Consider the following 20,157-nt stretch of genomic DNA (forward strand, 5'->3'; position numbering starts at 1 on the left):
GCCGCTGGAGGCACAAAAAATCCCGCCGAGTCTGCAGAACGCAGCGGCGGGATTGATGGGGATGCAGCACAGTATGCACCAACAAAAAGCGGCACCTGAGCCAGCCGTTACGCATGCTCCATGGTGTGATCCACCACTTCAGCAAAGGCATCGGGGTCGTGTACAGCCAGGTCTGCCAGTGCTTTGCGATTCAGGTCGAGGTCTGTTTTCCGGTACGCCCCCATGAAGCGCGAGTAGCTTACGCCATGCTGGCGCGTGGCGGCGTTGATGCGCGTAATCCAGAGCTTGCGGAAGTTGCGCTTGCGCTGGCGGCGGTCGCGATAGGCGTATTGCAGGGCACGTTCAACCGTGTGCTTAGCCGAACTGTATGTTTTGCTTCGGCGGCCCCAATAGCCTTTGGCCATATTCAGAATTTTCTTGCGACGCCGACGCGTGGCCGGCTTATTTGTTGCGCGTGGCATGGTGGATGCGTGGTTAGAGAAAAATACAATGGGGAGTGTACACAGGAGAGGCGCTTGCCCTGCACGCGTCGTGCAAAGCAGCGCCTACAATAGATCCTGTACGTTAGCGATCAACGGCGCAGTGCGCGTTTTTCGCAACCGCAGTGCGGTAGCCATTTAGCTACTCAGCATCTTTTTGATGCGCTTCTCCTGCGTTTCGTCAACCGTGGTGTCTTTGCGCAGTTGACGCTTGGTCTTAGGGGATTTCTTCGTGAGAATGTGACGGCGCCCGGCTTTTTTGCGCTTCACTTTGCCGCTTCCGGTTTTTTTGAAGCGTTTTTTCGCGCCGCTGTGGGATTTCATCTTAGGCATAGTAGGCAGAGGTCATATCAAAAAGAGAGCGCAAACAAAGGCTCCGCCGCACCGAATCGCTCCGTATAACAAAACAGGGAGCATCCGAACAAAACGGATGTGACCGAATGGCCAACCCGAGGCGATCGTTCCCTGGGAAGAGATACCAGAGAAAGCTTCAGCAAAAATGTGCAGAGCAGGGTGCTGCTAAGCAACAGAACCGATGCACTGCTCACTTTTGATGGGCGCCTACTTGTTTTTATGCGGAGCCAGAATGGTCGTCATGCGGCGCCCTTCCATCTGCGGGGCCTGGTCAATACGTGCGATATCTTGCAGATCCTCAATGAGGCGGCGCAGCAAGTCCATGCCCTGATCTTTGTAGATAATATCGCGGCCACGAAATTGGACGTAGGCCTTGACTTTGTTGCCGTCTTCGAGAAAGCCACGCGCATGACGCCGCTTGAAGTTGAAGTCATGGTCGTCGGTGCGCGGGCGGAAGCGCAGCTCTTTCATCTGCATCGACTTCGACCGCTTCCGCTGGCGTTTCTCTTGCTTCTGTTTTTTGTAGCGGTACTTCCCGTAGTCAATAATTTTGCATACGGGCGGGTCGGCATCAGGAGCAATTTCGACCAGGTCAAGGTCGTGCTCGCGGGCGCGTTCCAGGGCCGTATCAACATCAACGACCTTGTGCTCGCCGTCGGGTTCGACGACGCGCACGGTATCTGCAGTAATCTCTCGATTTACGCGAACTTTATCAGCTTTAGCGATGGTCGGGGTTGGGGTTTGTTCACAAGAATAGTTGCGGGAATACGTAAGTTCGCACGCATCCCGCAAAGCGTGGGTTCCACGCAATGCGTAACAGATGTTGTATGAGGAGCGATGCGTGCACGGGGACGTTTTACGACCAGGCCGCCTCCATTTCGGCTTCCATTTTTTCGATAAATGCCTCCACCGAAATAACCTCTTGTTGCCCTTCGCCGTGGGCCCGTACCGCTACGGTTCCGGCATCCCGTTCGCGGGCTCCCACAACGAGCATGTATGGAATCTTTTGTGTTTCGGCTTCTCGGATTTTGTAGCCAACGGTGTCGTCGCTGGCGTCCACCTGAACACGCAGATCGGCATCGCGGAGCTGGTTAGCTACCTTGTGAGCGTAATCGTTAAAGTCGGCCCCCACCGGAATGATAGTAGCTTGCACCGGAGCCAGCCACGAGGGGAAGTCGCCTCCACAGTGCTCGATAAGCACGCCAATGAAGCGTTCCAGCGAGCCAAACGGAGCGCGGTGAATCATGACAGGGCGTTTCCGCTCGTCGTTGGCATCTACGTACGTAAGTTCGAATCGCTCGGGCAGGTTGTAGTCAACCTGAATAGTGCCGAGTTGCCAGGCGCGGCCCAGCGCATCCTCTACCATGAAGTCGAGTTTGGGTCCGTAGAATGCCGCTTCGCCCGCTTTTTCGACGGTATCGAGATCCATCTCGGCAGCGGCCTCTCGAATAGCCTGCTCGGCTTGCTCCCAGAGGGCGTCGTCACCCACATACTTTGCTGTATCGTCGGGATCGCGCACCGAAATCTGTGCCGTGAACTCCTCAAAGTCAAGCGCGCCAAGCACCTTAAGAGTCAAGTCAATAACGTCCTTGAACTCGGCCTTGACCTGTTCGGGGGTGCAGAAGATGTGCGCGTCGTCTTGCGTAAACCCTCGCACCCGCGTAAGGCCGCCCAACTCGCCGCTTTGTTCGTTGCGGTAGACGGTGCCGAACTCGGCAAATCGCACCGGCAGGTCCCGGTACGAATGCATATCGTTCTTGTACATCATCACATGATGCGGGCAGTTCATCGGCTTAAGGAGGTAGCCATCTTCCTCGTCGCCCTCGCCCTCAAACAGAATCGGCGGGAACTGACTTTCCTTGTAATACGGGTAGTGGCCGCTGGTACGATACAGTTCGAGACGGCCGATATGCGGAGAAATCACCGGCTTGTAGCCCCGCTTCAACTGCTCTTTTTTCATCAGATCGGTAAGCGTTTCCCGCAGGGTTGCCCCTTTCGGCAGCCACATGGGCAGGCCGGGGCCTACTTTTTCGGTGTCAAACGTGAAAAGCCCGAGCTCTTTACCCAACTTGCGGTGGTCGCGCTCTTTAGCCAGACGACGTTGTTCTAAGAACGTATCTAGCATCTTCTTCTTCGGAAAGCTGATGCCGTACACCCGCGTGAGTTGCGGGTTCGACTCATCGCCACGCCAGTACGCACCCGCTACCGATAAAAGCTTCGGATACTTGATGCGCTTTGTGGAGGGAATGTGCGGACCACGGCACAGATCGGTAAAGTCTCCTTGCTCGTAGAACGTAATCTCGCCGTCTTCCAACTCCTCGATAAGCTCCAGCTTATACGGATTGTCTTCCTGCTGGTAGTGAGCACGGGCATCCTCTTTCGAGATAGCCTGCCGTTCAAAGCCCACGTCGCGCCGGGCCAGTTCTTTCATCTTATCCTCGATGGCTTCCAAATCATCCACCGAGAGCGTTTCATCGCCCAGATCCACATCGTAATAGAACCCGCGCTCAATGGGCGGACCAATGGTGAACTTGACATCGGGATACAGGGCCTGGATAGCTTCGGCCATCAGGTGGGCTGATGAATGCCAGAACGTCTCTTTGCCCTTGTCGTCATCCCACGTCAGAATAGCGATTTCGGCATCGTGCTCGATAGGACGATCCAGGTCGTACACCGTGCCGTTCACATCAATGGCCAGCGCCGCTCGGGCCAGCCCGGCGCCAATACTCGATGCAACTTCGTATCCCGTAACCCCTGTCTCGTAGGTGCGGGTAGAGCCGTCGGGAAGGGTGATGGTGATGGTGTCGTGGTCGGTCTGGACGTCGGCCATGGGGGTAGAGAAAGCAGGTGATAAACAAAAAGCGCTCCGTCGAAAACGACAAAGCGCTTGGAGGCTGAGACAACGTGTGGTTGTAGAAAGTGGAAGGGGTAGCGTTACCCCGGTAGCAGTGGGTCTAAGTGGATTCGAACCACTGACCTCTACGATGTCAACGTAGCGCTCTAACCAACTGAGCTATAGACCCGATGCGTTTCCCTGACGTGCAGTGTATAACGCGTCCGGATGTACTGTCAATGCATTTAGGCGAAGGGAGATTCCTAAACCAGTCAATTCACGGAAGTTTTGGGATGGACGGCGCTCTGTCACGCCTGAATGTTATGGGCCAACATTGTCATCGCGAGAAGAGAGCTTGCGACCGACGTGGCGCTGTGAGCGCTAGCGAACGAGAACTCCTGGGCTCATGCCGTGGATTGGGCGGCTGCCTCCGGCCTGATAGCATGAGATTGCGTCGCTGCGCTCGCAATGACAAGGGTGTGAGTTATTCTCGATACGTTAGGGAGCAGATGCATCACCCAAAGTTTGACGTATGGCACAGCACTAGCGCTCCGTTTCGCTGTCCGGCTCAGCAAAGCGATCGTATAGCTCAGCAACAGCGGCTTCGAGCGCTTCGATCGACTCGTCGTTTTCGATAACAACGTCGGCACGCTCAACAAGCTCTTCTTGTGAAAGCTGGTGTTGCATGCGGTCGCGCACGGCCCGCTCGCTGATATCGTCGCGCTCCACAACGCGCTGGATGCGAAGAGCATTGGGCGCAGTTACGACAACGGCCTGATCAACATGCGCGTCGGCGCCTGCTTCGAACAAGAGAGCCGCCTCGTGCACAAGAAGAGGGACCTCATCAGACTCGGCCTCTGTCTTTGCGTCCTCAAACGCCTCAAACACGAGTGGGTGGACAATGGCATTGAGCAGTTCGAGTTTATCGGCGTCGGTGAAGACCTGCGCAGCCAGATACGACCGGTTGAGTTCACCCGCGTCGTTGTAGCTGGTTGGCCCAAATGTCTCGCGGATTTGGGCGCGGGCCTCCTTGTTTTCTTGCATAATCGTTTTGGCGACCTCATCTGCATAGAAGACGCGAGCGCCATGCTCCTCTAGTAAACGGCACACGGTCGTTTTTCCGCTTCCGATACCGCCTGTTACACCTAATGTGGTCACAGCACAACAACGAGTTGGTGGGGATGTTATCGAATTGGTTCAGAGCACCCAGACCGGCTCCGAAGCGTGTCATCCGGGAGGCCACTGCAATGGACGCCCGCCCAGCACATGCACATGCAAATGATACACAGTCTGCTGTCCATCATCGCCGCAGTTAATGACCGTTCGGTATCCATTGTCGAGCCCTTCCTGCTTGGCTACGATACTGGCGACGCGAAACAGATGTCCCACAAGGGACTCATGCTCCGGCTCAATATCATCGATCGTTGGAATGGGTGTGCGCGGAATAACAAGTAGGTGCGTGGGCGCTTGCGGGTTCACGTCATGAAACGCAATGCACTTCTCGTCTTCGTATACAATGTCGGCAGGCACATCGCCGTCAAGGATTTTCTGAAAGATAGTGGGTTCGTCAGCCATAAGCACAAAAGAAGCTAAGAGAGACGATGCGGAACCAGCGAATGAGCACACCACCAGGTTGTGAGCAGTTCAATGGCATCAGCAGCTAAGTGTAGTCCCATTCGAGGATGTCATTGCGAGGAGCGCCAGCGACGCGCCAGGGCCACCCCTTCGATCTAACCGCTACCGGACGGTGGTTGTGTCGAGTGGCCCCCTCGTATCAAACAAGGGACAACGCACAACCGACAATACGCTACATCGTTGCATCCCTACACTGGGAGAAGGAATGCCACGAACGTGCAATATAGTAAGCGTTTTCCTCTTCTGCCATGGTAGTGCCCGGTTAAACTGTAACGCTTCCGTGCATCCGGTGAACATCCGTTTGAATGTACGGTCTGATTGTATCCCGAGACGCCTATGTCGTGTGGCTCCATTTTTGCAGCCCACAGCTAAAACTGTACTTACGTTATTAGCTACAGCATGGGCTTGTGCTGACTTGTCGTTGATTGGTTTCTGCTCATGCCCACTGTATACGTAACGCGAAAAACGCACTTTAACGCTGCGCATCGCCTCCACAATCCAGAGAAATCAGAGGAATGGAATGAAGATACGTTTGGGCCCTGCAATCACCCCAACTGGCACGGGCATAACTACGTATTGGAGGTAACGGTAGCTGGCAAACCTGACCCCGACACTGGCTATGTCATCGATTTGGGCGTGCTGAAGCGCATCCTACATGAGCGCGTGGTTGATAAGGTAGACCACAAAAATCTAAACCTGGATGTGGACTTCATGGAAGGCATCATTCCATCCACCGAAAACTTTACGATAGCCATCTGGCATGAGCTTGAAGATGCACTGCCTTCCGGGCGTCTCCACTGCGTTCGCCTGTACGAAACTGAGCGCAACTATGTGGAATATCGGGGGGCGTAAGCGCTTTCGGATTGCTCTCGTTGTTTCTCCTTTTTGTTTGTAGCTGATTCAATGGCTGAAAAGAAAATACTCTCCGATCGTCTTGTGACTAACGGTAGCGCAGAAGGGGATTCCCCTACCCATTACGAGCGCCACGACCTGTACGATGCCGACACAACGCACACCGTCGCCGACCACATGCGTGAAATCATCGGTGCACTAGGCGAAGATGTGGAACGCGAAGGCCTTCTGAAAACGCCGGAACGGGTCTCCAAAGCGTACCAGTTTCTGACGCAAGGGTATGCGCAGGATCCTGAAGAAATTCTGCGCCAGGCTCTCTTTGCGGAGTCGTACAACGAAATGATTGTGGTGAAAGACATTGAGCTGTACTCACTGTGCGAACACCATATGTTACCGTTCTATGGCAAAGCCCATGTCGCTTATATTCCTGATGGCCACATCGTGGGCCTGAGCAAAATTCCGCGCACCGTCGAAGTGTTTGCCCGCCGCCTGCAAGTGCAAGAACGACTTACTTTACAGATCCGCGAAGCTATAGACAACGTACTGCAGCCCAAGGGGGTAGCTGTGGTGATTGAAGCCCAACACTTGTGCATGATGATGCGGGGTGTAGAAAAACAAAACTCATCGACCAAGACCAGCGCGGTCAGTGGGGCGTTTCAGAACCATAGCACGCGTGATGAATTTATGCGCCTGATTCGATCGGACTGACACCATCCGCCGACCCATCACGCTCTTTTTTGACGACTCTCTTCCTTCGGTAGCATGATTGCAGTTGTAACCGGCGCTAGCCAAGGCATTGGGGCTGCTATTGCCCGTGCATTTGCAGCCGAATATGATACGGTAAAGCTTGCGCTTGTTGCGCGTACACCGTCAACGCTCAACGCCGTAGCCAAGACGTGCCGCGACCGGGGAGCCGAAACACTCGTTTGCCCTACCGACGTTACCGACGACGCAGCCGTTGCCACCACCGCCACGCGCGTTACCGAAACATGGGGCACCCCCGATGTGCTTGTCAACAACGCAGGCGCGTTCACATATGCTCCCCTTGATGAACTTACCGCTGAAGGGTTTCGTGAGCAGATTGACGTGAACTTGACCTCTGCCTTTGTGGTCACGCAGGCTTTTCTGCCCGCGATGCGATCGCGCGCGAGCGGCCACATTTTCTACACCGCTTCAGTGGCATCACTACAGGCGTATCCTGGAAATGCGGGCTATTGCGCAGGCAAACACGGCTTGCGCGGGCTGGCTCGCGTGGTGCGAGAAGAAACAAAAGACGAGGGCATTCGCGTTACAACGGTCTTTCCAGGAGCCACGCTGACCCCCACATGGGAGGGAGCCGACCTTCCCGATGAGCGCCTTATGCCAGCGGAAGACATTGCATCGGCGGTCGTGCATGCCCACACGCTCTCCGATCGCACCGTACTCGAAGAAGTGATCCTCCGTCCACAAGAAGGCGATGTTTAATCGCCTTTCAGCAATCCGTTTGGCGGATTGATTGCACAATACCCTTCGTTTGCAACTTTTCTAGCACGTCCCCCCTTCTGCAAAGAACGTGTGAGGGAGTCGGGCGTAGAGGGTAAATGTAACTATTTGCTGTAGCTTCCCTAACCATACACGACGCTTTTGGTCCCTCTTATGTCGAGTCCATCCATGACCGAGCAAGCTTTGGAGCACTTGGAGCAGCTCATCGTGCAGGAAATGCCGATTACTGAGCATCTGGAGTTTTCCCTTTCGCCTGAAGAGGACGGGCGACTGTGCGCCTCCGCTCCTCTTCAGCCCAATGCCAACCACATGGGCACCGCGTTTGGCGGCAGCCTAAGCATGCTAGCCACCCTTACCGGCTGGGCTATGATGCATCAGTTGGTCGACAACATGAAGCAGCAGGTTGAGGTCATCATACAGGAGAGTGACATTGAATACCTGAAGCCGGTCTGCGACAACATTTCAGTCGTGTGCGAACGTCCCGATGAAGACGCGCTCGACCGCTTCCAAAATATGCTTGACCGATGGGGGCGCGCACGCCTTGATCTGCAGTGCAAAATCGAGGCAGCAGGGGAGTGTGCTTTCACCTTTATGGGACGATACGTAGCGCTAGCCCATGACGAAGCGCCAGCAGCAGCTCCTGAAGGCGCTTCGTCGGGCGATGGGGAAGCCATCCCTGCCGGTGATGTTATGCCAAATGGACAAACAAGCACGTCGTAGCACGCGCTACCCCCACTCTGTCTCGTACATTGCGTATGCTGTCCGCTCCATGCCAAGGGCGGCGTAGGTGGATTGGGCCGCCTCGTTGTCTTGCTCCACGTACAGGCGCAGCCCACACACATCGTCCGCTGCCTGAGCGGCTTGTTTGACATGTTTGTACAGCGCGGTGAACACCCCCTTTCTGCGATGGGTCGGACGCACGTACACGCTCTGGATCCACCAGAACGTGCCGCAGCGCCAGTCGCTCCACTCGGTCGTGCACATCAGCGCCCCCACCACCTTGCCGTGATAATCGGCCACCCAGTAACGCCCCTTTCGCTCATCGCGTAATGCCGTACGCACCCCGCGCCGCAGCGTCTCTTCATCGAGGGGTTTGTCTTCGGTTTCGCGTGCCATAGCAGCATTGAACGCTACCAGCGTATCAAGGTCGTCGGTACCGGCGCGGCGAATGGTATAGTCAGACATATACGGTGCTTGAAAAAGCCAAGCTGTTCAGTCTACCGGAAAAGGCTACGCTTCTACAGGAACATCAGCCGTGTTCTGGGCCAGTTGGCGCTCCCACTGCTCCTGATTTTCCTTCGCGTTTTGCACAAACGGCGACTTGCTAATCAGGTTGATGATTGCTTGGTTGATCCGATCCAACGGCGGATCCAACGGACGGACCACATCCAAGAAGAGCACAACCCGCTCGCCATCGGTGTCATTCCACACTTCATGATCATGGGTGTCGTCGAAGAGCATCACCTCACCCTCGTCCCAGTGACGATAGTCACTGCCCACCCGAATGCGGCATTGCTCTTTCGGTTCGGGCACTTTTAAGCCCAGGTGCGCACGAATCACTCCCTTGTACGGACCCCGGTGCGCGGGGATGTGCTTGCCGGGCGACAGAATCGAGAAGAACGCTGTCTTCATTCCAGGAATCTGTTCAATGATCTCAGTGGTCTTGGGGCACCGAGCGGCATTCTTTTCGGCCTTGTGTCCAAATCCATACAGAAAGAAGGTTTTCCAGTCATCGTCATTTGTGATCGCCGTTTGATCCTCCGAAATGTCCTGAAAGTTTGGAAGCTGATCGCGGTGCTGGAGGACCACTTCATCCAACTCCTCTCGGATGGTTTCCCAATTATCTTCGAGCGTTTTCGTCCACGCAAAATCGTCGTTGTCGAAAAAGGTAGGGTTGCCATGCGGAGAATACCGCACAACAATCTGCTCAATCAATTGGATGAGCGCAAAGCCCAGCTTCTTAACCGTTGTGTCGAACGTTTTCTTGACAAGATTAGCCATCGTGATTTGGAGTCAAATTGGAAGTACAAGTGATTAGATGGGCTCGGAAACATCCCAGTTGGGAGCAAATCCGGGATCTACCTGCCGCCTATCGTTCCGCAAGTCGTTGATGGCATCCATCGCATCATCAGACAACGTGAAGTCGAAGATGTCCAGATTATCTATGCGATGGGTAGCCTGACTGGCTTTCGGAATCGTCGTTACAGGCGTTTGTTGGATGAGCCATCGGAGCGTTACTTGTGCCGGTGTTTTGCCATAGCGCGTGCCGATGGCTTGTATCGTCTCGTTTCGCGTCACGGCGGCTCCGGCCAGTGGGCGATATGCAGTGAACATGTATCCATGGTCGCGGGCATGGCGGAGCAGCAGAGCCTGGTTCAAAAACGGATGATACTCGGCCTGATGCGCAAACAGCGGTGCTTCATCGGGGAGGTGAGCAAGCGTCTGGTTGAGCAGGTCGATGGGAAAGTTGCTTACGCCAATGTGACGGGTGTGGCCGTCTTCCTTTAGGGCGACAAACGCATCCAGTGTGCGTTTCAGTGCATCAGGGTCGCCCTCTAAGTGAGCAGGCCAGTGGATGAGAAGCAGATCCACATAGTCGGTACCCAGGCGTTGCAGGCTCTTTTCGGTGGAGCGGCGCACATCAGCAGGGGCCAGATTAGTGTGCCACACCTTGGTAGTCACGAAAACATCCTCTCGATGAACGGGTGCATCGGCAAGGCCGGCCCCGACCTCCGATTCGTTTTGGTACATCTGCGCAGTATCGATATGGCGGTAGCCCATAGTGAGCGCATGGGCTACGCCTTCACGGCAGGCAGATCCAGTGAGCTTGTAGGTACCCAATCCCAACGCAGGGACGCTATGGTCGTGCACCGGTTGCATAGAAGCATTCATAGTCGGACGTCAGTAGGTGAGAGGGAAGCAGCGCGGCGTGAAAATGCGAAGACGGATGCCTTAGTAGTGCCAGGGAAAATCGCTGTAGTCCTGGTCGCGTTTTTCAAGAAACGCATCGCGGCCTTCTTGGGCTTCGTCGGTGCCGTACGCCAGACGCGTGGCTTCGCCCGCAAAAAGCTGCTGGCCTACCAGGCCATCGTCGGCGGCATTAAATGCATATTTGAGCATGCGGATGGCCGTCGGGCTCTTGGTGTTGATCTCTTCAGCCCACTGCAGGGCCTGCACTTCCAGATCTGCATGTGGAATGGCGGCATTGGCCATGCCCATCTCTACAGCCTCTTCAGCAGAGTAGTTACGCCCCAGAAAGAAAATCTCGCGAGCGCGTTTTTGTCCGACTTGCCGTGCGAGATAGGCCGACCCAAATCCGCCATCGAAGCTGGCCACATCGGCATCGGTTTGCTTGAAGATGGCATGCTCGGCACTGGCCAGTGTAAGGTCACACACCACGTGTAAGCTGTGTCCGCCGCCCACAGCCCAGCCGGGCACTACCGCAATGACCACCTTCGGCATGAAGCGGATAAGACGCTGCACCTCCAGAATGTGCAAGCGTCCGAGGCGGGCCGGATCGGTCTCGCCATCGTCGTCGGCATACTGATAGCCGTCTTTTCCACGAATCCGCTGATCTCCGCCAGAGGAAAACGCCCACTTGCCATGCTTGGCGGAGGGTCCGTTGCCCGTAAGCAGCACAGTGCCCACATCAGACGTTTGACGGGCGTGATTGAGCGCCCGGTACAACTCGTCTACCGTTTGTGGACGAAACGCGTTGAGCGAGTCGGGCCGGTCAAACGCGATGCGCACCGTTCCTTGTACCGTAGCCCGGTGATAGGTGATATCGGTAAAGGAAAAGCCTTCCACTGGGTGCCACTGCGACGCGTCGAAGAGTTCAGAGACCATAAGAGCAGATGCTGAAGAAACAGAGAACAAGCGGCACATCCCAAAAGATGGAGCAGGATCTACCGGCTCCCATCATAAGAGCCACCCACGCTAACGAAGCTCATCCGCCACCGTGCCGATGAAGCTTAACAAAGTTGCGACGGGTTGCCCGGCTCCTGCACAGTGCAGTCCTGTGCGTGGTGAACCTTCCGGAGCACGCATCGTAGGGGCAGGCGTGCCGTTTTTTCTGACGAATCTAGCCTGCTGCGCTTTCTTATGCCCGCGTATCCCTTCAACGAGATCGAACCCAAGTGGCAACGCTATTGGGAGGAGAACGAGACCTTTCGCACACCCGATACGGTAGACCCTGAGGCCGAGAAGTATTATGTGCTCGACATGTTTCCGTATCCCAGCGGGGCCGGGCTGCACGTAGGACACCCTGAGGGGTACACCGCCACCGATATTGTGGCACGCTACAAGCGAATGAAGGGCGTAAACGTACTGCACCCGATGGGATGGGATGCGTTTGGCCTGCCGGCCGAACAGTACGCTATCCAGACCGGCACGCACCCGCGAGATACGACCGAGCGCAACATCGACAACTTTCGATCGCAACTCAAACGGCTCGGGTTCTCGTACGACTGGAGCCGCGAGCTCAACACCACCGATCCGGATTACTACCGCTGGACGCAGTGGATCTTTTTGAAGCTGTATGAGCGCGGCCTGGCATATCAGGCGGAGGTGCCGGTATGGTGGTGCGAAGAATTGGGTACCGTGCTGGCTAACGAGGAAGTCATCGATGGCAAGAGCGAACGCGGTGGCTACCCATGTGAGCGCGTGCCCATGCGCCAGTGGATGCTCAAGATCACCGAGTATGCCGAACGCCTGCTTGATGGCTTGGACGACCTTGACTGGCCGGAGAGCACCAAGCGCATGCAGCGCAACTGGATTGGGAAGTCGGAGGGCGCCGAGATTCGCTTTCCTGTCCGAGGACACGACACCAAGATAGAAGTCTTCACAACGCGCCCCGACACGCTTTTCGGCGCCACGTACATGGTGTTCGCTCCTGAGCATCCGCTGGTTGATACCATCACAACGGAAGAGCATGCCGACGACGTAGCTGCCTATCAAAAGCAGGCGCAGCAAAAAAGCGAGCTGGAGCGTACCGAGCTACAAAAAGAGAAAACCGGAGTGCCCACGGGGGCGCATGCTATCAATCCGGCAACCGGGAAGCCCATTCCAATTTGGGTGGCCGATTATGTGCTAGCTTCCTACGGGACGGGCGCCATCATGGCGGTACCGGGGCAAGACGAACGCGACTGGGCGTTTGCCGAGACGTACGACCTGCCGATCGTTCGCACCGTGCAGCCTCCCGCCGATTTTGAGGGCGATGCATACACCGGCGACGGCCCCGCCATCAACAGCGGCTTTTTGGACGGGCTTTCGGTGCCCGAGGCTAAGCAGAAAATCATCCAGTGGCTGGAGGAGCACGGCCACGGACAGGCGAAAGTCAACTACAAACTACGCGATTGGCTTTTCAGTCGGCAGCGCTACTGGGGCGAGCCGTTTCCGATTATCCATGTGGATGGAGAGGCCAAGCCGGTGCCCCAAAACGACCTGCCCGTTGAACTGCCCGCCATCGAGTCGTACGATGAAATCCTGGAGCAAGACGCCGCGCTGAGTCCGCTTGCAGCGCTGGACGACTGGGTCGAAACGACGGATCCCGAAACAGGCCAGCCCGCACAGCGCGAGACCAACACCATGCCGCAGTGGGCCGGCTCCTGCTGGTACTTCTTGCGCTTCATCGATCCACACAACGAAGAGAAGCTGGTTGACCCCGAAAAGGAGAAGTACTGGATGCCGGTCGATCTGTATGTAGGAGGCTCTGAGCACGCGGTGCTACACCTGCTCTATGCACGCTTCTGGCACAAGGTGCTGTACGATGCCGGGGTGGTGTCTACCCGCGAGCCATTTCAGACGCTCGTGCATCAGGGGCTGATTCTGGGCGAAACAGAGTACACTGCTTACGTTGATGCCGACGGTGCATACGTATCCGCCCAATACGTGGACGATGACACCGACACGCGCACCGACAGCGCGGTTACACCGCAGTCGGTTGACGAGGACGCCATCGAGAAAGACGGCGATCATTTCGTGCTGCAGAGCGATCCGTCGATTCGGGTAGATGCACGTTCTCATAAGATGAGCAAAAGCCGCGGCAACGTGGTCAACCCCGATGATGTGATCGATGCGTATGGCGCCGATGCGCTGCGCCTCTACGAAATGTTTATGGGTCCGCTGGAGCAGGTGAAGCCGTGGAGCACCAACGATGTAGAGGGCGTGTTTCGCTTCCTGAACCGCGTGTGGCGCCTCCTCACCACCGAAGACGGAGAAGCAGACGTGAGCGAACAAGCACCGACGCGCAATCAGCTGCGCGTGCTGCACAGCACCATTCAAAAGGTGACCGACGACATTGATACGCTCAGCTTCAACACAGCCATCGCTAAGATGATGGAGTTTGTCAACGCAGCGAACAAGTGGGATCAGGTGCCGCGTGCCGTGGCCGAGCCGTTTGTGAAGCTGCTCAGTCCGTTTGCCCCACACATCACCGAAGAACTGTGGAGCCGGCTTGGATACGATGAAAGCATTGCGCATGCCGATTGGCCGCGCTTCCGTGCCGACTACCTGAAGCGTGAAGTCGTGGAGATGGCTGTGCAGGTTAATGGTACCGTGCGTGCCACCATTGAAGTGGATACCGATGCCAACGAAGACGATGTGTTAGAGGCCGCCCGCACCGAAGACAACGTAGCGCGCTATCTCGAAGACGGCACCATCCAGCGCGAGATTTATGTGCCCGGACGTATTGTCAACTTTGTGGTGAACTGATTGGTCGTGCGTTGAGGGCGCTGCTCGAACCGGTCTATCAACCCAAGGACTCGGGCTGTTCTGGTTTCGGTTGCGAGCGACGCGCCCCAACCGCTTCCCATTGGAGTTTAATGCCTGCAGGCCCTACTTTGTAGTCCGTTGCTTGCGTTCACGGACTCTACTGCTGCTATGCGTGTCCTTTCCGCGTTACTGATTCTCGTACTTTTCTGTGCATTGCCTGCCCAGGCCCAATCCGATGAGATTGAGACCATGCGCACCTGGAGCAGTGCGGTGGGCCAACAAATGTACAGCTACTTTCAGGCGCAACACCGGGCCATGGAAGCAATCGAAGAGCATGTAGACGCGCCTGATTGGCCCGACTTGCATGCAGCCACTCCCACAGACGGCGGGTGGACCTTCAGCTTTGGGCACCTTGATGACGACGGCACCTACTTCCTGCGCTATGGCATCGTGGTGGAGGAAGACGGCACAACGAAAGACGTTAGTCATTTCGAGGAGGCGTACGAAGCATCAACGGCGCATACGCTGCAGGCGCGGGCGCTGGCAGCAGTCATCGACACGTTTCAAACGCACATCCGCACTGACCCTAGCTTCCGAGCCCCAAGCTACCGGGTTGCTGTGTTGCCGTTTCCAAGCGGCGAGGTTACAGCTATCGTAGCGCCCACGCAAACCGACGGCTCCGTCATTCACGCAGGCAACGACATGATGTATCGCCTTGACCGGGCCGAGGCGTCTATTACTAACGAGATGCGCTTCCATCATCGTCTGATTGAGCTCCCTGTAGACGCTTCCGAAGGCATATCGGAAGAGGTGCGCCGCCCCGCGTTGATCGTACCCGATGCGCCGTTTCCATCCCCTGTAGACGTACTCAACGCGATGGAGCACGAAATTGAAATGGTGGTGCTTACGCAGAACGGCGTTGTGACAATTTCCGAGACGGGCACTATTAACGCCGTTCCTGATGAAGACCCTTTAGCCGAGGCGTTGTACGAACGAGCCGACTAAGTAGACCCACAAAAGCATCTTTGATTATGTCATTGCGAGGAGCGCTGCGTCAGTCGCAGGCTCCTTCCTCGCGATGACAAGGTGTTGAATCCTCGTCGCGATGCTCCGCGTCGCGACGGAATGCGGACGCTCTGCGTCCTTCTGCTTCCCCGTGTTCTCTTTGAAGGGGAGCGGGGTGATTTCTTATGCGCAGTGTCAGATGGGCGGACGGCAGGCATTGAGACTCCTCCGCCGGGGAAGCGAGAGAAGGAAGGCTGCCCACTCGACCGTAGCTGCTGAACGTCGAGGAGATGGTTCGACGTGCTCCGGGTGGGGCCCGTCGCGTGCTCACCATGACAGATTTTTTGAAGGGGGTGGGACCCAGAGGTTGGCACGGTCTCCGTACCCTAACCTTCAGGTGTAACAAAACACCAGTAAACCTCCTCTGCGACGGGCTACAGCGACACGGTTTCGCGATATGTACGTCCGAAGCGGTCTGTGGCCTCTACGGTGACTTCTGATGCAGTGGCAGAGGGTGTGGCGGCAAACATGTGAGCTGTTGGGATCGGTTCAACCCATGTGCGGCGCTCGGGCTTATCATCGCCGCGGTGCAGCTCCTCCGATTGCGGATCAGTGCCCACATACTGCTCCATGCCCCCCTGCGGCTCGCCATCCTCGTACCACTGGATCTCCCAAGCGTCATCAGCATCCCAGATGTTCGCGATGACCTGGTCGGAACGGTCAGGATCGGCGCCGGGAGTATAGACCCGCATCTGGTGATGGGCGTCCTGCTCCGAGGCCTTGTAGCGCCACTGAATGGTGGTGCCATCGACCTCGTACACCGCATATCCATTGGGCGTACCATCGCGTGAGATCGGGCCCGTCCACCAAGCCCCGCAGGCCGTACCTACAATGTGCTCATGCATGCCGTCGAAAAAGCGGTGTTCGTTTTCGTGCACATGCCCGCTAATGAAATGCACATCGGCGAACGGCTCCAGCATGCGATAGAGCGCATGGCGGTTGAGCGTCATGTTTTGGGGCATGGGGCGGTCGTCGCCCTGCCGGTCGTACAGCGTGCTGAGCATCGGGATGTGTGCAAAGACCACGACGGGACGGTCGGAATCGACCGTAGCTAAATCATTGGCGAGCCAGTGGAGTTGCCGATCGGGCACATGGCCAAAATACGAATCGGTGTCGCGCCCGTACCCGTCCATTCCTGGCCAGTACGAATTATTGAGCACTACATAGTGCACAGCGCCGCGGTCAAACGAATAGTACCCCGGTCCGAAGTAATCGCGAAAGGTGGCGTACGACCCACGGTGGGCCGGACTGTCGAAGTTCAGGTCGTGATTGCCAACGACTTGCAGAAAAGGCACGCCCATACGATTTACAGCGCGCTCATAGTCGGGGAAGAGCGAGAGGTCGTCGAACATGAGGTCGCCGTTGCCGACGCCAAAGACCGGCGTATTGCCCAGCGCACGTACGGTGTCTTGTACGGCTGGGACCGTTTCTTCATGGAAGCGCTCCATCTCATACGCATCTTCGGTTTGCGGATCTGCCAGGACCACGAATGCATGACGGGACTCGTCATAAGAGAGGGGCTCCAGCTCAAAGGTAACGTCCTGTTCAGGGGCGTCACCGAGCGGTTCAAAGAAACGGGCGGTACCCGTTTCGTGCTGCGGAATGGCATACCCGGCGGGCACCGAAAGGTACACAAACGGCTGACGGGCATCGGCAGGCAGCGTGAACGTGCCATCGGCATCGGTCTGCACAACGGTAAGGCCGTCGGTCACCAACACATCCGCAACCCCTTCGCCTTCGCTGATCACCTGGCCTGATACGGTGATAGCTGCATGAGCCGCGGCGGCCGAAGACGTGCATCCTGGCGCAACGGTAGCCACGCCCAGAGCACCTCCAGCAAGCCCGGCTCGTTTGAGAAACGAACGACGATCCAGCGATCCTTCATTGCTCATGGGAGGGCAGGAGTGAATGATACAACACAAATGCGTATCTCCAATATGCAAGGGAGCGCCCTCATATGCATAACGGATATGTTATGCACCGGGTGGCTCCGCGCAATGATCAGAGTCACGGACGGACGTCCGGCGAGACAGGGCCTCTGTTAATTGCAATGGACCGTGGTAAGATCGTAGTCTGCTCCGGGTTGAAAGGTGTACCACACAATCATGGCTTCATCGGAAGAGCCGAACGGCATGCCGGCCTGGCGGTACTCATCCCATGCACTGCAGTAAATACGCATGCCCAGCGACCACGTGGTTTCAGAAAGAGGTTCTGGAGGGGAGGCCGGGCGAAACGGCATTACGAAGGGCTGCTCGTTGTTGGAACCAGCATTTGAGCCAGCGTTGTTGCTCGACGGTGAGCTATCCATAGTCGGGAAGGAGATCAGTCAAAGACACATACATAAAAGCGAATCGTACGTACTGCACAGGTCATTCCAGCATCCGTAACGGAATGACGCGGCTTGTTCTTGGTCCCAAAACCATACCACAAACGCATAAACCAGCCTACGCCCCTATGAAAGTTGATATTCTGGCCCTTGCGGCCCATCCAGACGATGTTGAGTTGTGTGCAGGAGGCATTATGTGTACGCTGGCAGGGCAAGGCTATACCACCGCAGTGGTAGATTTTACACAAGGAGAGTTGGGCTCGCGAGGAACGCCAGCTGGTCGCTTGGAAGAGGCCAAGGAAGCAGCAGCCATCATGGGGCTCTCCGACCGCCACAATCTGGGAATGCCTGACGGCGACATTCGCAACACGCCCGACAACCGGAACGCACTCATTCGGCTGATTCGTTACCATCGCCCGAACATTGTGCTTATCAACGCGCCGGAGTGTCGTCATCCCGACCATTGTGATGCCGCCGAACTGGCCACCGATGCTCTTTACTATAGCGGGCTTCGCAAAATTGAAACCATGGGCCCGAATGGCTCCGAACAGGCGCCCTGGCGCCCTCATCATGTGCTGCACTACATGCAGGCGATTCCGTTTGAACCCACCTTTGTGGTGGATGTGTCGGACGTCTGGGAGCAACGCATTGAAGCGCTTCAGGCATTTGCCTCGCAGTTCTACAATCCGGAGTATGAGGTGAGCGACGATGAACCCGAAACCTTTGTATCCAACCCCACCTTTTTCAAGTGGGTAGAAGCCCGAGCGCGCACGTACGGATATCGGATTGGCGCGACGTATGGAGAGCCCTTGCTCTATCGTCATGGACCGGTAGGCGTACGCGATTTGCCCCAAGCCCTTTCGATGGAACGTCCATTTCGATAGCAGAGCCTGTGAATTGTTGGCATTGCATAACGGAAGTGCGCTCTACTGCGTAGGCAATGCAACAATTAAGGGGATCGCATTTTTAGACAGGTTGCGCTCTTTTCGCACCTATTGACACCCACCGTGCACGTGTTCTATATTGCGGCTATACGCGTTGTTGGATGTGCACGGCTCGTATCCTACCGTATTTTGTTTACCGTATTAGCAGCATCTTATGGCGAGTACAAGCGACTTTCGAAACGGCCTAACGTTCATCTGGAAGGACGATCTGTGGCAAATTGTTGACTTTCTGCACGTAAAACCGGGCAAAGGGGGGGCGTTTGTGCGCACTACCCTCAAGAACGTCCGCGACGGGCGCGAGCTCGAAAACACGTTCCGTGCCGGAGCGAAAGTTGATGAGGTGCGCGTCGAAAAACGGGCTCACCAGTTCCTCTACGAGGACGACCTGGGCTTGCATTTCATGAATACCACCACCTACGAGCAATTTTCAATGCCTCCTGACCAGGTGGATGGCCGTGAGTATTTGAAAGAGGGCGCAGAAGTTGATATTCTGTTCCGCACCGATACCGAACAACCGTTGCGCACCGACCTGCCGCAAAAGATGGATCTGGAGGTCGTCGAGACTACGCCCGGCGTAAAAGGCAACACCGCTCAGGGTGGATCGAAACCCGCCACTCTCGAAAGCGGAGCCACGGTTGATGTACCGCTATTCGTCAATGAAGGCGATGTGGTACGGGTAAACACCCAGACCGGAGGTTACGAAACCCGCGTTACCGACTAACGCGGCCCTCTATTAATTACCCTCTATTAATTAATTGTGTGCGCCCATCGCTCGTATGCGGTGTCGTGCTCCCTTTTTTCTGCAGCGCGTTCACCGGCTTGTAACGGGCGTGTCCTTGCGCAGCGCTGTGCCGTTTGTTTCACCCAGCCCCCAAACGCATGAAACTGTCTAAGATTCAAGAGTTGCTTCAGATGGTCGCCGAAAGCGGTCTCGCTGAGGTTGAAGTGGAAGACGACGACTTTAAAATCACCATCCGGCAGAACGCGCCAACGGTGATGATGCAGCCGTCGCAGCCCAGCTATACGCCTCCTCCCGCCTATCCGCCGTATGGAGGCGCCCCTCAGCACGCTGCCCCGCAACCGCCTGCCCCTCAACAAGCGGCTCAGCAACCGCACGCAGCGCCTTCTCAACCACAAGCTCCAGCGGCGTCTGGCTCGGCAAGCGCTTCCACGCAAGCACCGCCCGCCACAGATGATAGCGCAGAGGACGCCGACGATGGCGAACTTGGCGCCAATGAGGTGCTCGTGAAGGCTCCAATTGTTGGCACCTTCTACCGCGCGCCCTCGCCCGACTCCGATCCATTCGTTGAAGAGGGCGATGCTGTCAGCGATGGCGATGTGCTCTGCATCATCGAAGCAATGAAGCTAATGAACGAAATAGAGTGCGAGACCCCCGGCATCATCAAAGAGATTCTGGTGGAAGACGCCGAGCCGGTGGAGTTTGACCAGCCGCTCTTCATTGTGGACCAGAGCTAA

At 56.4% G+C, this 20,157-nt stretch carries 21 protein-coding genes and 1 tRNA gene; 9 read left to right on the forward strand and 13 right to left on the reverse strand.

All coding sequences use genetic code 11. The annotated features are described in order from the left end of the window. Positions 1–107 precede the first annotated feature (107 nt). From rplT to ACZ5AL_RS13300, 7 genes are all read right to left on the reverse strand, one after another. Positions 108–461 (reverse strand): 50S ribosomal protein L20, encoded by a 354-nt coding sequence (gene rplT, locus ACZ5AL_RS13270; RefSeq protein WP_464510983.1) that lies wholly within the window; start codon positions 459–461, stop codon positions 108–110. A 156-nt stretch (positions 462–617) separates the two neighbouring features. Beyond that, positions 618–812 (reverse strand): 50S ribosomal protein L35, encoded by a 195-nt coding sequence (gene rpmI / locus ACZ5AL_RS13275; RefSeq protein WP_464510985.1) that lies wholly within the window; start codon positions 810–812, stop codon positions 618–620. Between the two features lie 228 nt (positions 813–1,040). After that, the gene (infC, locus tag ACZ5AL_RS13280; RefSeq protein ID WP_464510986.1) at positions 1,041–1,625 is read right to left on the reverse strand and encodes a translation initiation factor IF-3; all 585 of its coding nucleotides are present in this window, start codon (positions 1,623–1,625) and stop codon (positions 1,041–1,043) included. A 64-nt stretch (positions 1,626–1,689) separates the two neighbouring features. Then, positions 1,690–3,663: a threonine--tRNA ligase gene (gene thrS / locus ACZ5AL_RS13285; RefSeq protein ID WP_464510987.1), complete on the reverse strand. Its 1,974-nt coding sequence runs from the start codon at positions 3,661–3,663 to the stop codon at positions 1,690–1,692. Between the two features lie 119 nt (positions 3,664–3,782). After that, positions 3,783–3,856: transfer RNA gene (locus ACZ5AL_RS13290), tRNA-Val, on the reverse strand. A gap of 353 nt (positions 3,857–4,209) precedes the next feature. Continuing rightward, positions 4,210–4,824 carry a dephospho-CoA kinase gene (coaE, locus tag ACZ5AL_RS13295; RefSeq protein WP_464510989.1) on the reverse strand — a complete coding sequence of 205 codons (615 nt, stop codon included), beginning with the start codon at positions 4,822–4,824 and terminating at the stop codon, positions 4,210–4,212. 69 nt (positions 4,825–4,893) lie between these two features. After that, entirely contained in the window at positions 4,894–5,241 is a 348-nt protein-coding gene (locus tag ACZ5AL_RS13300; RefSeq protein WP_464510990.1) for a histidine triad nucleotide-binding protein, read from the reverse strand. 498 nt (positions 5,242–5,739) lie between these two features. Between ACZ5AL_RS13300 and ACZ5AL_RS13305 the strand changes: the two genes are divergently transcribed. From ACZ5AL_RS13305 to ACZ5AL_RS13320, 4 genes are all read left to right on the forward strand, one after another. Beyond that, positions 5,740–6,153, forward strand: a complete 414-nt coding sequence (locus tag ACZ5AL_RS13305) for a 6-pyruvoyl trahydropterin synthase family protein (RefSeq protein ID WP_464510991.1) — start codon at positions 5,740–5,742, stop codon at positions 6,151–6,153. A 33-nt stretch (positions 6,154–6,186) separates the two neighbouring features. Continuing rightward, a complete protein-coding gene (folE, locus tag ACZ5AL_RS13310) occupies positions 6,187–6,861 on the forward strand; it encodes a GTP cyclohydrolase I FolE (protein WP_464510993.1) in 675 nt (224 codons plus the stop codon). 54 nt (positions 6,862–6,915) lie between these two features. Next, positions 6,916–7,617 (forward strand): SDR family oxidoreductase, encoded by a 702-nt coding sequence (locus tag ACZ5AL_RS13315; protein WP_464510994.1) that lies wholly within the window; start codon positions 6,916–6,918, stop codon positions 7,615–7,617. A 186-nt stretch (positions 7,618–7,803) separates the two neighbouring features. Then, the gene (locus ACZ5AL_RS13320; protein WP_464510995.1) at positions 7,804–8,355 is read left to right on the forward strand and encodes a YiiD C-terminal domain-containing protein; all 552 of its coding nucleotides are present in this window, start codon (positions 7,804–7,806) and stop codon (positions 8,353–8,355) included. A gap of 6 nt (positions 8,356–8,361) precedes the next feature. Here the strand turns inward: ACZ5AL_RS13320 and ACZ5AL_RS13325 are convergent, their stop codons facing one another. The 4 genes from ACZ5AL_RS13325 to ACZ5AL_RS13340 are packed head-to-tail and all read right to left on the reverse strand — an operon-like array spanning position 8,362 to position 11,481. Further along, positions 8,362–8,820, reverse strand: a complete 459-nt coding sequence (locus ACZ5AL_RS13325; protein WP_464510997.1) for an N-acetyltransferase family protein — start codon at positions 8,818–8,820, stop codon at positions 8,362–8,364. 45 nt (positions 8,821–8,865) lie between these two features. Continuing rightward, on the reverse strand, positions 8,866–9,636 hold the full coding sequence (locus ACZ5AL_RS13330; protein ID WP_464510998.1) for an aspartyl/asparaginyl beta-hydroxylase domain-containing protein: 771 nt from the start codon (positions 9,634–9,636) through the stop codon (positions 8,866–8,868). A gap of 33 nt (positions 9,637–9,669) precedes the next feature. Beyond that, positions 9,670–10,527, reverse strand: a complete 858-nt coding sequence (locus ACZ5AL_RS13335; protein ID WP_464510999.1) for an aldo/keto reductase — start codon at positions 10,525–10,527, stop codon at positions 9,670–9,672. A gap of 60 nt (positions 10,528–10,587) precedes the next feature. Further along, on the reverse strand, positions 10,588–11,481 hold the full coding sequence (locus ACZ5AL_RS13340; protein ID WP_464511001.1) for a 1,4-dihydroxy-2-naphthoyl-CoA synthase: 894 nt from the start codon (positions 11,479–11,481) through the stop codon (positions 10,588–10,590). Between the two features lie 255 nt (positions 11,482–11,736). Here ACZ5AL_RS13340 and leuS point away from each other — a divergent pair, with 255 nt between their 5' ends. Then, positions 11,737–14,346 (forward strand): leucine--tRNA ligase, encoded by a 2,610-nt coding sequence (gene leuS / locus ACZ5AL_RS13345; RefSeq protein ID WP_464511002.1) that lies wholly within the window; start codon positions 11,737–11,739, stop codon positions 14,344–14,346. A gap of 168 nt (positions 14,347–14,514) precedes the next feature. After that, complete coding sequence (locus tag ACZ5AL_RS13350; RefSeq protein ID WP_464511003.1) at positions 14,515–15,351, forward strand: hypothetical protein; 837 nt, start codon at positions 14,515–14,517, stop codon at positions 15,349–15,351. A 434-nt stretch (positions 15,352–15,785) separates the two neighbouring features. On the opposite strand, the gene ACZ5AL_RS13355 is transcribed toward ACZ5AL_RS13350, so the two are convergent. Both ACZ5AL_RS13355 and ACZ5AL_RS13360 read right to left on the reverse strand, forming a co-directional pair. After that, a complete protein-coding gene (locus ACZ5AL_RS13355; protein WP_464511004.1) occupies positions 15,786–17,303 on the reverse strand; it encodes a calcineurin-like phosphoesterase C-terminal domain-containing protein in 1,518 nt (505 codons plus the stop codon). A gap of 149 nt (positions 17,304–17,452) precedes the next feature. Continuing rightward, positions 17,453–17,719: a hypothetical protein gene (locus tag ACZ5AL_RS13360; protein ID WP_464511006.1), complete on the reverse strand. Its 267-nt coding sequence runs from the start codon at positions 17,717–17,719 to the stop codon at positions 17,453–17,455. Between the two features lie 146 nt (positions 17,720–17,865). Here ACZ5AL_RS13360 and bshB1 point away from each other — a divergent pair, with 146 nt between their 5' ends. From bshB1 to accB, 3 genes are all read left to right on the forward strand, one after another. Next, positions 17,866–18,621 (forward strand): bacillithiol biosynthesis deacetylase BshB1, encoded by a 756-nt coding sequence (bshB1, locus tag ACZ5AL_RS13365; protein WP_464511007.1) that lies wholly within the window; start codon positions 17,866–17,868, stop codon positions 18,619–18,621. Positions 18,622–18,835: 214 nt separating this feature from the next. Beyond that, the gene (efp, locus tag ACZ5AL_RS13370) at positions 18,836–19,402 is read left to right on the forward strand and encodes an elongation factor P (RefSeq protein WP_464511008.1); all 567 of its coding nucleotides are present in this window, start codon (positions 18,836–18,838) and stop codon (positions 19,400–19,402) included. A gap of 158 nt (positions 19,403–19,560) precedes the next feature. Next, positions 19,561–20,157: an acetyl-CoA carboxylase biotin carboxyl carrier protein gene (gene accB, locus ACZ5AL_RS13375; RefSeq protein WP_464511009.1), complete on the forward strand. Its 597-nt coding sequence runs from the start codon at positions 19,561–19,563 to the stop codon at positions 20,155–20,157.

Source organism: Natronotalea proteinilytica, assembly GCF_055379935.1.